General features: G+C 33.6%; 12 protein-coding genes. 10 read left to right on the forward strand and 2 right to left on the reverse strand.

Translation table 11 applies throughout. The features are described from left to right. Positions 1–132: 132 nt before the first annotated feature. The 9 genes from ACXX80_RS08740 (at position 133) to ACXX80_RS08780 (ending at position 10,690) form a co-directional block, all read left to right on the forward strand. Complete coding sequence (locus tag ACXX80_RS08740) at positions 133–1,011, forward strand: hypothetical protein (protein ID WP_458552855.1); 879 nt, start codon at positions 133–135, stop codon at positions 1,009–1,011. Between the two features lie 3 nt (positions 1,012–1,014). Further along, positions 1,015–2,166: a glycosyltransferase family 4 protein gene (locus ACXX80_RS08745; RefSeq protein ID WP_458552856.1), complete on the forward strand. Its 1,152-nt coding sequence runs from the start codon at positions 1,015–1,017 to the stop codon at positions 2,164–2,166. Next, the gene (locus ACXX80_RS08750) at positions 2,163–3,707 is read left to right on the forward strand and encodes a glycosyltransferase family 2 protein (RefSeq protein WP_458552857.1); all 1,545 of its coding nucleotides are present in this window, start codon (positions 2,163–2,165) and stop codon (positions 3,705–3,707) included. The genes ACXX80_RS08745 and ACXX80_RS08750 overlap by 4 nt, the downstream gene beginning before the upstream one ends. Beyond that, complete coding sequence (locus ACXX80_RS08755) at positions 3,704–4,696, forward strand: glycosyltransferase family 2 protein (protein WP_458552858.1); 993 nt, start codon at positions 3,704–3,706, stop codon at positions 4,694–4,696. The genes ACXX80_RS08750 and ACXX80_RS08755 overlap by 4 nt, the downstream gene beginning before the upstream one ends. Positions 4,697–4,767: 71 nt before the next feature. Beyond that, positions 4,768–5,322 (forward strand): serine O-acetyltransferase, encoded by a 555-nt coding sequence (locus tag ACXX80_RS08760; RefSeq protein ID WP_458552859.1) that lies wholly within the window; start codon positions 4,768–4,770, stop codon positions 5,320–5,322. Beyond that, complete coding sequence (locus ACXX80_RS08765) at positions 5,322–6,437, forward strand: glycosyltransferase family 4 protein (protein ID WP_458552860.1); 1,116 nt, start codon at positions 5,322–5,324, stop codon at positions 6,435–6,437. The genes ACXX80_RS08760 and ACXX80_RS08765 overlap by 1 nt, the downstream gene beginning before the upstream one ends. 121 nt (positions 6,438–6,558) lie before the next feature. Beyond that, positions 6,559–7,659, forward strand: coding sequence for a glycosyltransferase (locus tag ACXX80_RS08770; RefSeq protein WP_458552861.1), 1,101 nt, complete (start codon positions 6,559–6,561; stop codon positions 7,657–7,659). Further along, the gene (locus tag ACXX80_RS08775) at positions 7,656–9,002 is read left to right on the forward strand and encodes an O-antigen ligase family protein (protein WP_458552862.1); all 1,347 of its coding nucleotides are present in this window, start codon (positions 7,656–7,658) and stop codon (positions 9,000–9,002) included. Before ACXX80_RS08770 ends, ACXX80_RS08775 begins: the two co-directional genes overlap by 4 nt. Positions 9,003–9,295: 293 nt before the next feature. Then, the gene (locus tag ACXX80_RS08780; RefSeq protein ID WP_458552863.1) at positions 9,296–10,690 is read left to right on the forward strand and encodes an exopolysaccharide biosynthesis polyprenyl glycosylphosphotransferase; all 1,395 of its coding nucleotides are present in this window, start codon (positions 9,296–9,298) and stop codon (positions 10,688–10,690) included. A gap of 23 nt (positions 10,691–10,713) precedes the next feature. On the opposite strand, the gene ACXX80_RS08785 is transcribed toward ACXX80_RS08780, so the two are convergent. Both ACXX80_RS08785 and ACXX80_RS08790 read right to left on the reverse strand, forming a co-directional pair. Next, positions 10,714–11,853, reverse strand: coding sequence for a lipoprotein N-acyltransferase Lnb domain-containing protein (locus tag ACXX80_RS08785; protein WP_458552864.1), 1,140 nt, complete (start codon positions 11,851–11,853; stop codon positions 10,714–10,716). 25 nt (positions 11,854–11,878) lie between these two features. Then, positions 11,879–12,949, reverse strand: coding sequence for a putative type IX sorting system protein PorV2 (locus tag ACXX80_RS08790; protein ID WP_458552865.1), 1,071 nt, complete (start codon positions 12,947–12,949; stop codon positions 11,879–11,881). Positions 12,950–13,142: 193 nt separating this feature from the next. On the opposite strand from ACXX80_RS08790, the gene ACXX80_RS08795 reads away from it, so the two are divergent. Then, a complete protein-coding gene (locus ACXX80_RS08795; RefSeq protein ID WP_458552866.1) occupies positions 13,143–13,859 on the forward strand; it encodes a CDP-alcohol phosphatidyltransferase family protein in 717 nt (238 codons plus the stop codon). Positions 13,860–13,869: the final 10 nt, after the last annotated feature.

The following is a 13,869-nucleotide window of genomic DNA, read 5'->3' on the forward strand; positions in this document are numbered from 1 at the left end:
TCCGTTTTGCCAGGCTAGGGAAATGTCAGTAAATGAAGTTTTTATTATGTCATTTCTCTTTAGTCGAAATGAGAGAGCAATCGCGATATGGAAGTTTGTTGAAATCACAAATATAAAAAGAGTAAAACAACAATGAAACGGTTTTTAATTTTTACCATCAAAATACTTTTGCTGACCTTTTTTGTGTTGGTTGCATTAGATTTAGTATATACAAAAGTGTATTTACAATCCTCCAATAGGGGGAAAATTGATTATGTTTACAACTCAGCATCGCGCGATTATGATGTAGTAATTTTAGGATCCTCGAGAGCCAATAATCATTTTGTAGCTCCAATGTTTGAAGACAAAGGATTGAAGGCTTTTAATTATGGTATGAGTGGCGGGCATTTGTTTGAAGCCTCATTGCTACTGAAATTAATGATAGAACGGAAGTATGTCATAAAAAATGTGATACTTGAAGCCGATTTGAACTTGTCGAATGAGAAGGAGTCTGAGAGTGTGGCATCTAAATTTATGCCTTATATTCACGATTCTAAAGTTATTGCAGCTCATTTTGCACAACAGCCTGATTTTTGGGTTAACTATTACCTTCCTTTTTATAGGTACATTGTTTTTGAACCTCAGGTAGGGTTTAGAGAAATGTATAACTCTGCCCTAAAAAAACCAACCAAGTTATTGGATCATTTAGGTTATTATCCGTTGGGTAAAAATCCAAATGCCAATATGAAAAATGACTTGACTAATCTAAAACCCTTGCATAATAAATACTATGAAGAAATAAAGCATCTTTGTAAAATAAATCATATTAACCTGATAACCGTTATGACACCCATGTGTACTAATACCAAAGGATTAAATTATTTTGAAAAAGTACATCAGATGTATCCCGAAATTCATAATTATGAAAGTGCAGTTCAAGGCGATCAGTTTTTCTCCTCCTGCGGGCATTTGAATGATACAGGAGCACGATTGTTTACCAGCGTAATTATAAAAGATTTTTTCAATAAATAAACTATGCACATTGCCTTTCTAACTCCTGAATATCCCCACGAAAGAGTAGCTCACGCTGCCGGTATTGGTACCAGTATCAAGAATTTAGTGGTTGCTTTGGCCAAAGAAAAAGTCAAAGTTTCAGTATTTGTATATGGCCAGCAAGAGGATGCGGTGCTTATCGAGGAGGGAATGACCATTCACTTGATCAAAAATAGAAAATACAAATTTATGGGTTGGTATTGTCATAGAAAGTACCTCCAGAACTACCTAAATAAGCACATCCTTTCTGAGCAAATTGATGTTATCGAAGCACCTGACTGGACAGGAATTACTGCTTTTATGCGTTTGAAAGCACCAGTGGTGATTCGGTTTCATGGTAGCGATACTTATTTTTGCCATATCGAAAAACGACATCAAAAAGCAAAGAATTTTTGGTTTGAAAAATTAGCAACTAAAAAAGCCAAGGCCTTTATTGCACCGACTACTTATGCAGGGAAAATTTCTCAAGAATTATTTGATATTAAAAACAAAACTATACAAACTATTCATTACGGATTAGTATTAGAACATTTTGAAAATCAAAATCCAGCACTTTTTGAAAAGGGAATACTGTTGTATATAGGCACGGTAATACGCAAGAAAGGTGTGTTTGAACTGCCTGAAATTTTTAAAAAAGTTAGGTTGCAATTTCCGGAAGCAAAGCTGATTTTAATTGGTGGAGATTCTTCAGATGTACAAACAGGCAGCCATTCTACCTGGCAACTGCTTCAAAAAGAATTTGATATAAATGATTTAGAAAAAGTAAGTTACCTCGGGAAAATATCTTATCAGGATGTTCAAAACTACATCAAACAAGCACAAGTTTGTATCTTTCCCAGCTTTGCAGAAACTTTAGGCATGGTAACTATAGAATCAATGGCACTGCAAAAGCCGGTGGTTAATACTAATATAGGTTGGGCACAGGAATTAATTGCAGATGGTGAAAGTGGTTTTCTGGTACATCCGCACGATCATTCTCTTTATGCTGATAGAATAATTTCGTTGTTAGACGACATGGATCTCTGTTTGTCAATGGGAGGAAATGCCAGAAAACGTGTGGAAGCCGTTTTTGACATAGAAAAAATTGCACCACAGAACATCCTTTTTTATCAATCTATAATTGGACAATCGTGATTGTATTGTATCATCAAAATAACCGTGTAACTAAAGTTGTGTCGAGTCATAATGAATCAGTTGCTGTTGCGATGCATTCGAGCATTCCAGAAGTACTTATGATATTGGCCCATCAATTTCCTCTGGATACTATCGTCTGGTGCCATCAATTACTGGAAAACAGTTTGAATATGGATAAGATTGCAACGCTTTTTCATCATAATAAAATGATGCTTTCGTTTCGACCGAAATCAAATAATTTTTTTGATAATTCCATCGGATATGCAGAGGAATCTTTATTTATTAACGTTAATAAAAAGGTCTCGTATCCTACGTGGCAAATGAGTAGTTATGTTGGGGTTATTCACGCTTCTGTTTTAAATGCAATAGGTGATAAAATAGTTTGTGAACCCGATTTAGATTATTATCTGAGTTCACTGGCTAAATTATGTATGCCGTTGGGATTGTTGTGCTATTCCGAACCACAGCTTTTGAAGTCGGTAGAAATAATTGATTCACTTGTTAAAGCATCCAACTTTACACTTTTTCGTTTTGTGAAGCAACATTATAAAACGAGATGGGTATTTTTGTTAGCGTTGAATTTGCTTTTATATGAACGTAAAATTTTGTTTTATCCTTTTATTTCCACACTTTTTTTTAAAAAAAGATTTAATAATAAAATAAATATAGATGATATTGTCGTTCAATCATCAAGAGTAATTACAGATAATGAAACTATAGATGTCATAATTCCAACAATTGGGAGGAAAGAATATTTATATGATGTGTTAAAAGATTTTTCAAAGCAAAGTCTTTTACCTCAGAAGATTATTATAGTAGAACAAAATCCAGAACCATTTAGTAAAAGTGAATTGGATTATGTAGAAATTGAAAAGTGGCCTTTTGAAATACAACATATTTTCACGCATCAGGCAGGAGCTTGCAATGCCAGAAATCTGGCTCAAAAACAAATTAAAAGCAAATGGGTTTTCTTTGCTGATGATGATATCAGAATTAGTGGAGACTTTATCGAAAAGAGCTTTAAAAATATGGATAAATTTGGAGTAAAAGCAGTTTCATTATGTTGTTTGCAGGAAAATGAAGTGCTCACTTTTAATAATGTTTTTCAATGGGGAAGTTTCGGTTCTGGTTGTAGTGTTGTTGGCAGTGACATTTTAAAAAAATGTAGTTTTAATCTTGGTTATGAATTTGGTTATGGGGAAGATAGCGATTTTGGGATGCAATTGAGAAATCAAGGAAATGATATTTTATTTTTGCCAGAACCTTCAATATTGCATTTAAAGGCGCCAGTTGGAGGATTTAGAACAAAACCAATATTGAAGTGGCATGATGAAGTCATTCAGCCAAAGCCATCTCCTACAGTGATGCTGTATTTGATTACGCATAACACAAAACAACAAATCTTAGGGTATAAAACCGTTTTGTTTTTTAAGTTTTTTAAGCATCAAAAGATTAGGAATCCTTTTCAATATTTCGCAGTTTTTAATAAACAATGGAGACAAAGTGTTTATTGGGCTAATCAATTAAAAATAGATTCATGAAATTTTCATTAATTATCTGCACGTACCAGCGTGCTGAGCCTTTATTACAACTTTTAAGGTCTGTGAGAGAGCAAACAAAATATCCAGATGAAATATTAATTATCGATGGCTCCACTAATCAGGATACGGAGGTAATTATAGTTAATAATTCATTTGATAATTTAAATTATTATTCCGTTTCACCACAACATCGAGGTTTGACTAAACAACGCAATTTTGGAATTGAAAGAGTTGCAGCTGATACAGATATAATCTGTTTTTTAGACGATGATATTGTTTTGACAGCTACTTATTTTGAAGAACTATTAAAAACGTATCAAATCTTTCCAGAGGCTTTGGGTGTTGGAGGGTATATTATTGATGAAACTAAAACTGAATTTGTTGGAGAAAAATATCAGCCAAAAATAAATGAATTTTATTTTGACGGATGGAAAATAAAAGATGGCAGCCGATTCGTGCTAAGAAAAAAATTGGGATTAGACAGCGATTGTCCTCCCGGATATTCTTCCTTATATTCACACGGTCGTAGTGTGGGGTTTTTGCCTCCAAGTGGAAAAACATATGAAGTTGAAATGTTGATGGGCGGAGTATCTTCGTTTAGAAAAAAAGTATTTGATACGTTGCATTTTTCAACATATTTTGAAGGTTATGGGCTGTATGAAGATGCTGATTTTACGTTAAGAGTAGCTAAAATGGGTAAGCTATATTTGAATACTGCTGCAACTTTGTACCATTATCATGATGCCGCAGGAAGACCTAATCAATATCAATATGGGAAAATGGTGGTGCGAAATGGTTGGTATGTGTGGCGAACAAAGAATCCCCAACCGACTTTAAATGTAAAATTTAAGTGGCATTCTATTACCATATTATTGACTATAATCAGATTTAGCAATACATTTACAACTATTAATAGAAAAGAAGCTTTTACGGAATCTTTGGGTAGAATGGTTGGTTGGTGGAGTCTCATAATCAACAAGCCACAATAAATCAATAAAATTCAATAAAATTCACTTTTTATTTAGTCCTTACAATTTTTTAGAGTAAAGTAATTTAATTCATGACATTATTTAAACTTATACAATCGGATTACAAAAAACATCAGGATTATGGTGGTCATTTTGTTGTAATATTTTTTTTTACTCAAGGATTTTGGGCAGTGTTTCATTACCGTATTTCACATTATATCTTTACAAATGTTCGTATTCCTTTAGTACGCCATTTACTTTTGTTTGTTTGCTTGATAGGGCAAAAAATTATTGAAATAATAACCGGAATTTCGATTCCAGCATCTGCTAAAATTGGGCATTCTTTTTATATTGGGCATTTTGGAGGAATTATTATCAATTCAGAAGCCATTATAGGTTATAATTGTAATATTTCTCAAGGGGTAACAGTAGGTGTTTCCGGGCTGGGAGAAAATAGAGGGATTCCTGTCATAGGTAATGAAGTCTATATTGGAGCGAATTCAGTTGTTGCGGGCAAAATCAGTATTGGTAATAATGTGTTGATTGGAGCTTGTTCTATGGTAAACAAGTCACTTTCTGATTCTGATGTGGCCTTAGGAGTTCCCGCAGTTGTTATTTCTCAAAATGGATCTAAAGGATATATATAATGAAGTTGTTAATTGTTTCAACGGCACCCTTCGTTTATAAGCAAAATGAAGTTTACGCTTATAGTCCGTATGTAAATGAGTTAGTCATTTGGGAAAAATATGCTGACGAAATCGCCTTTTGTTGCCCAATTTGGGGAAATGAAAATGGACTTTTAGTTTCTAAATTGCCTTTTGAAATTGTCTCTCATTTTAAATTAATTGATTTTAATTTGAATTCTTTCGTTAATATCATAAAAGCTTTTTTTTATGTGTTTTATAATCTCTTTATTCTATTTAAATCCATGTTTTGGGCCGATCACATTCATTTACGGTGTCCCGGAAACATTGGATTGCTGGGATGTTTTGTTCAGATTTTATTTCCAAATACACCAAAAACTGCAAAATATGCTGGGAATTGGGATACGAAATCCAAACAGCCTTTGACGTATAAATTGCAACAATGGATTTTGAACAATACTTTTTTAACCCGAAATATGCAGGTTTTGGTTTACGGTGAGTGGGAAGGCATGAGCCATAATATAAAACCTTTTTTTACAGCTTCCTATACAACCCATGATATAGTACCTGTTACTCAAAAAAGTCTGAATGAAATTGTTGACTTTGTTTTTGTTGGTGCCTTAGTACAAGGTAAACATCCGTTATATGCTATACAATTAGTAGAAAATTTGCATCAAAAAGGATATGCAGTGAGATTGAATCTTTATGGAGATGGGGTGGAACGAGAAATGCTGGAGGATTATATTGCAATGCATACTTTAGAAAAGATTGTTTCATTACAAGGAAACCAATCACAGGACATTGTTAAGAAAGTCTATCAAAGCAGTCATTTTGTAGTATTACCTTCTGACAGCGAAGGTTGGCCCAAAGTAATCGCAGAAGGTATGTTTTGGGGTTGTGTTCCTCTAGCTACTTCCGTTTCTTGTGTGCCTTATATGTTGGATTATGGGAATAGAGGGATTTTATTGCAGCAGGATTTAGAAAAAGATAGTGCTAAAATTGAGGCGATTTTAAAGGATCAAACCGATTTTGATGCTAAAAAAAATAAAGCTGCGGAATGGTCCAGAATGTTTACACTGGATGTTTTTGAGGAAGCGATTAAGGAGTTAATTGTATAGGGGATTGAAGTTTAAAGTTTAAAGTCTGGAGGGTTTGAATTGGGAGCGATGGGAGCGGCAAAATGCAAAATCTGAGATTAAGAGAGAAAGAAGAAATAAGAAATAAGAGTAGAAGAGGAAGATGCAACATAACAATCATAAAATAAGAGTCATTCAAATTATAGATTCTCTTGAGGCAGGTGGTGCCGAGCGTATGGCAGTGAGTTATGCTAATGCATTATTCCATACTATTGAGTTTTCCGGATTGGTGGTTAGTCGTAAAGAAGGACCACTTTTAAGTCAGGTTGACGAAGGGATATCATATTTATTTTTGAATAGATATAAAGCAGTTGATTTAAAAGCACTTTACATGTTAAGAAATTATGTGAAGCAGCATAAGGTCACTATTGTTCATGCTCACAGTACCTCTTTTTTTCTAGCTTTTTTATTGAAATTAGTTTGTCCTTCGATACAATTAATTTGGCATGATCATTATGGGGATAGTGAGTTTTTATCCAAAAGGCCATTAGGTGCTTTAAAAATTACGTTACCTTTTTTTAGCGGAATTATAGCCGTAAACCAAAAATTGAAAGTTTGGGCTGAGCAAAAAATGAATTTCAAGAATACGATTTATTTGCCTAATTTCCCTTCTGAAGGGAATAATAGCAACGCCTTTACTGTATTGAAGGGAATCGAAGGAAAGCGAATCGTATGTTTAGCTAATCTCCGAGTACAGAAAGATCACTTTTTATTATTGAAAGTAGCACGTAAACTAAAAATATCCCATCCAGAGTGGACTTTTCATTTGGTCGGAAAAGATTTTAATGATGAATATTCTCAAAAAATTAAGGATCTTATAGTTTCTTTTGATTTAGAAAAAAATGTGTTTCTTTACGGTACCAAATCCGATATTGAAAATATTTTACAACAAGCTACGATAGGGATTTTAACATCACAATCAGAGGGTCTTCCTGTTGCTCTTTTAGAATATGGAGGATTAAAAAAACCTGTTGTAGTTACTGATGTAGGGGAAATATCCTCGTTGATTATCAATGGAGAAAACGGTTTTCTTGTGGCTCCTCAAAATGAGCATTTGTTTTACGAGGCATTAGGAGCATTAATAGACAATGAGTTTCAGCAGCTTGATTTTGGCAATTTACTTTATAAAAAGGTACAGGAGCATTATTCAAAAAAAGCTGTAGTTGCAGCGTATTTAAATTGGTTAAACAATATTTGTAAATGAAAAAAGAGGATCAATCCTATTTGTTTTTAATTCTTTTCCATGTTTTTATTGGTGCATTGGGTTATGTTCTACCGTTTACCTCTAAAATATATGGATATTCTATTTTTATTTTTGGGTTGTATTACATCATTAAAAGTCAAAATAGAAGTAATGAAGCGCTTATTGTAGCTGCTTATGTGGTAGGGAGTGAAGTTTTTTTGCGGATGACCGGCGGAAATCCTTTGTATGAAATTTCGAAGTACGGTGTAATGGTTTTTATCCTGTTAGGAATGTATTACAGTGGTTTTTCTAAAGGTGCCGCACCCTATTGGACTTTCTTACTTTTATTGGTGCCCAGTATTGTTATTTCAACTTTTGCATTGAATTTTGAAACTGATATCCGGAAAGCGATTGCATTTAATATATCTGGTCCCGTTTGTCTGGGTATCGCTTCCTTGTATACGTTTAGGCGTAAGATTTCATTAGAAGACACCAATAATATTTTGTTGAGTATGGGATTGCCTATTATCAGCTGCATGGTATATTTAACCCTTTATACACCAAATATTCAGGAGGTGGTTACCGGAACTGAATCTAATTTTCAAACTTCTGGGGGTTACGGCCCTAATCAAGTAGCCACTATTCTTGGCTTGGGTATGTTTATTTTTTTTTCCAGAATAATATTGGATTCTAAAACAAAATTTCAAATTTTAATTAATGTTTTTATAGCCTTGAATATTACGTATAGGGGGATGATTACCTTTTCTCGTGGAGGAATGATTACCGGATTTTTAATGATTTTCTTACTACTGTTCTTTTTGTATTTTAAATCTAATTTTGCAGGGAAGGTGAAATTAAATTATATCATAGTTTTATTAGTAATTGCACTAATAGCAACGTGGTCGTATACATCGTTTCAAACAGGTGGGCTTATTGATAAGCGGTATGCGAATCAAGATGCCGCCGGAAGGGCAAAAAAAAGTCAATTGACTGGAAGAGAGGAAATAGCAAAGGATGAAATTAATATCTTTTTAAAGAATCCTATTTTTGGTGTAGGTGTTGGGAAAGGAGTTGAAGTTAGAAAATTAGACACCCCAGATGCGGCTTTGTCACACGATGAAATTACCCGTATGTTAGCGGAGCATGGTTCATTAGGAGTATTAGCATTATTAATTTTATTTTTCACACCTCTGGTTTTGTATTTAGATAATAAGTTTAATATGTTCTTATTGTGTTTTGTTGTCTTTTGGTTGTTAACCATTAATCATGCTGCTATGCGAACTGCGGCTCCTGCCTTTGTGTATTCTTTATCTTTATTGAATGTACAGTTGGGGAGTCCGAGGAGGGTTAAGAATGAAGAATAATGATTAGTTTTTTTAGTGATAAGTATTCAGTGGTCAGTGATTAGTAATCAGATTTCAGTGTTCGGTTATCGTTGAGTTATTCTTTATTATTATTGATTAAATGCATTTCGGATCGGTTTTGGATACATTTTAATACTTGAAAAAACACTAAAAGTACTTTGTTTAGTTATCTTATTAGTATTTGTGTTGTATTAAAATGTACTCTATTAAAATTTTGTTAAAAAAATTAATATTTCTTCCATTTACTTCGAGGCAAAAGTACTAAATTGCAGCCTTAAACGTAAATACCACCTATGTTTTCAGTTGATAAAATGCATTTTGAAATATCAGAACGAAAGATGATTCTGCGTGTTTTTGATGTTTTTTTTGTTTTTGGTTCTTTGTTCTTGACAGGAAATATATTTGATTTTGATTATTTTATTTTGTCTACCAATAATTTGTACTGGATATTAATTCTAGGCGTTTATATCAATCTTTTCGGGACTATCTTCGAAATGTATAATCTTCAGGTTGCCAGTAATCAATTTCAGGTACTAAAGAGTACTATTCTCACCGTTTCAACAACTGTGTTAGTGTATTTGCTAACACCAATTTATTCTCCAGAACTTCCTTCAAAAAGAATTCAGATTGTATTGTTTTATGTAGTGGTGTTTTTTGCTTTGTTTTTATGGAGAATGTTTTATGTTTCGTTTTTAGCCTCTACTCGATTTTTGCAAAATGCAGTTTTAATCTGTGATAATGATCAAGTAGAAGAGTTAATATCCGGATTAGAAAATATCGATCCTCATTATAAAATAATTGCATTTGTTAATGCTGATGCAGCTGAAGATGAGGCAGCTGAATTTCCCTACGTTAAAAATATAAAGCGGGATGCGTTGTTTTCTTTCGTAAAACAAAATTCTATATCCGAAATTGTGATTGCTTCCCAAAAGACAGATGGGATTACGGCTGATTTGTATCAGCAATTGCTTCATTTACTGGAGTCTGGAGCCATAATTCGAGAATATACACAAGTCTACGAAAGTAAAACGCAACGTATTCCGGTACATTATATGTCTAGAGATTTTTATCGGTTTTTTCCTTTTAGCAGAAGCAATCACAATAAGTTGTATTTAATTGCTGCTCGTATTTTTGAAATCAGTGCTTCGGTGCTTGGATTGTGTATCGGTTTGGTGTTATTTCCCTTAATACTAATCGGAAACGCAATAGGAAATCGGGGAAAGCTATTTTATACTCAAGAACGTGTAGGCAAAGATGGTGTGGTTTTTGAAATTTTAAAGTTCAGAACGATGGTCAGTAACGCTGAATCTAACGGAGCAGTTTTTACCACTACAAATGATTCTCGGGTAACAGTATTCGGCAAGTTTTTAAGAAAAACAAGAATTGATGAATTTCCGCAATTTATAAATATCTTAAAAGGAGATATGGCTGTTATTGGCCCTCGTCCTGAGCGTCCTTTTTTTGTAAAGGAAATTGCCGGAATTATGCCTTTCTATGAAACAAGACATATTATAAAACCAGGCCTTACGGGATGGGCGCAAGTAAACTACGCTTATGGTGCCACAATTGATGACAGTTTGATAAAACTTCAATACGACTTGTATTATATCAAACACAGAAGTATTTTTTTGGATTTAAATATTGCTTTTAAAACAATTACCACCGTTTTATTTTATAGAGGACAGTAGTATTCCTAATTACTGTAAATATTTTAAATTATAATTGGAATGCGTTTTTTATTTTGAATCGCCAGTCTTACCAAAACAATTCCGTTAGTAATTATTAATGGAAGTACCAGTAAAAAATGAACTTTGTTAATTACTACAAAGAAATAGATTCCCAGCGATAGGATATTGAATAACGCGAGATTGTAAATTCCTTTTTTGTTTTTTGTCCAATAAAAATAAAGTAATCCTAATAAAGTTGGATTAAAAATTAAAATATTATAATTGTATCCTAATTCCAAATGTGACGAATAAAATCCAACAAACGTAAAAAACAGGCCTATAATCGCTATTAGGATGAGATAAAATAAATCAATACTTTTCTTATTTATCAGTACTATAAACCCAAGGAAAAGTATATAGGTATAGATATTATTCCACCAAGAGCCAGGAGCTTCATTCTCGAATTCTAGTAGTGTCTTGTTTTTCTGTGCTAGTGGTTGGTTCTGAAAAGAAATGTTTTTCAGGCTTTTTTGCAGTTCAAATGGTAAAAATAGTTGCGTCCCCAAACCATCTACTTTTTTTCCAAAGATGATGCTCGTCCCTAATTTTTCGTAAAAGTGATTGTCAAAATACGGATAAAGGATTGTTCTGTAAGTTATGTCGGTATCCGTATTTTTTACAATTGCGGTGGTGTCTAACGTTTTGTTGATGATGTCAACAACCATCGATGTGCAGTTTTTATCAATAAACTTATAGGTATAATGACTTTCGCCAGAGGCTAAAGAAGTATTCAGGTTGTCAAATAATTTTTGCTTCAAAGGGAATGGCATGTTTAATTCCTGCTCATAAACGGATCTTTTTTCATATTGATATTGAGTAATGAAATCAGGATAGGAGTGCGCTACAGCAAAATATTGTAAGTCGCCTTTTATGAATTTCATGACGAAATTTGGAGTGTTAAAATCAAATGCACCATAATTGTATACCACATCAATTCCGTTGATGGTATCGCGTACCCGAATCGCAGTGTGTCCAAAAAGAGAATAGGATTCGTTACCCGTTCCGCAAGTAATTACGCTAACTTGTGTGTTTTTTGATAATTCGATGCTTTGTCCGAAACTATAGCTTGTAGTTGAAAGCAAGAGTATGAAAAGAACTATTTTTTTAAAGGAAGCTATATTCATTTTTTGTAGTATTGTTGTTTTTAAATTAATTTCTAAACATTCCCAAATCTACTTTTACTGAAAAAATATTGGAATACAAAGCAGTACTTTGATCGCCTAAATCAGTCAACGCATAATCAATCTGGATGCCTTTGTATTTAAATCCCAAACCAATATTTGGTTGAAAGCCCACTTTTTCGGAATTATCCAGTTGTTGTACATTTTGAAAATTACCCACGCCTGCACGAACAAATACTAAATCAGTATAACCAAATTCAAGACCCATTGCCGGATCGATGCTGACAAAATCTGTCGAGATAAGATCATTCGTTTTGGCAAATCGCATATTCATATTAGCTGCAGCCAAAATACTGTAATCGTATCGAATAATGAACTTTTTAGCGATTCCTAATTGTGCTTTTGGAGCCGTAATCTCAGTGCTTTCGGGTAATTCTTGGTTTTCTCCGGGAATGGAATTGGCAATTTTCTGATATTCGTCCTCATCAATATTCCATACATTATACGTGGTTGTTATATCACGAAGCATTAATCCAAATTTCCAGTTGTTCTTTTCGAATTGTAAACCAACATCAAAACCAAAACCCCAGGAATTGGCAAATTTACCAATGATTCGTCGGATAACTTTTGCGTTTACGCCATATTGAAATCCGGGAACAGGTAGTTTTCGAGCATAAGAAAAAGTGAAACCATAATCGGCTGTAGAGAAAAGACTGATTCTGTTGTAGTCAATATTACCTTGGCTGTCGATTAGCTCTGTAGTGTTTAAAATATCATCGACACCAAAACGAATTAATGAAATTCCCCAAGCGCTCCGGTCATCTATAGGACTTGCGTAGGCCATGTAATCATATTGGGCAATATTAGCAAAATAATTAGCATGCATTATTGACACCTGATGATCCTCCAGATGAATAAGCCCAGCAGGATTCCAATACCCGGAATTTACATCACTCGTAGCAGCCACAACAGTATTAGACATACCTAATGCAGCCGCATCCACGCCGATATTCATAAACTCATTCGAGTATTTTCTGACGGCTTGACTGTAATTTAGCGTACTAACCAAAACCGCTGCAAATAGGAAGCTTTTTTTCAATTGGGTCATTTTTACAAACTAAAAGTCTGTTTAATTTTTATCAAAAATATAATTTTTTACTGAGCTTATTTCTTCCTTTCGGTAAATATATCCAAACAAGAAATCACTGTTGAAAAAACTCTATTAAAAAACGTACTTCTCCTTGACTTATTATGCTAAATTTGCCAACTGTGGTTCACTAAATTTTATAACTATGACTATTAAAAAGCATATCCCCAATATTATTACTTTACTTAATCTTTTTTGCGGTTGTATCGCTTTGGTTTTTGCTTTTAACCAAGATTTTGAAATGGCATTTTATTTTGTTTGTTTAGGTATATTCTTGGACTTTTTTGATGGTTTTTTTGCCCGATTATTCAAAGTGTCGAGCCCGCTTGGATTGCAGTTGGATTCTTTGGCAGATATGGTTACCAGCGGTGTTGTGCCGGGTTTAGTGATGTCTCAAATGATGATTGACAATTCATCAACTGCGGCAGTTGCTCATTTACAACTCTTTCCTTATTTAGGATTTTTGATTGCCTTAGGTTCTTGTTACCGATTGGCAAATTTTAATATTGATACCCGCCAAACAGATTCTTTTATTGGTTTGCCAACTCCTGCCAATGCGCTTTTTATTTTAAGTCTGCCTTTGGTTTTAAAATACACTGATTCTTTATTTGTAATCGAAATTTTGACAAATCAATGGGTTTTATTGGCAATATCGGTATTGAGCGCTTACATCTTGAATGCTGAAATTCCATTGTTCTCCTTAAAAATCAAAAAGTTCAATTTTAAAGACAATGTGCTTCAAATCGTGTTTTTGATTTGTTCTCTTTTGTTGTTAATTTTTCTTCAGTATCTAGGAATTCCTTTAGTAATTCTCTTTTATGTTTTACTTTCTGTGGTGAATAATAAAGTGCTAAAAAAGTAATTCTTTTTGA

It is taken from the genome of Flavobacterium sp. GNP002, assembly GCF_054343795.1.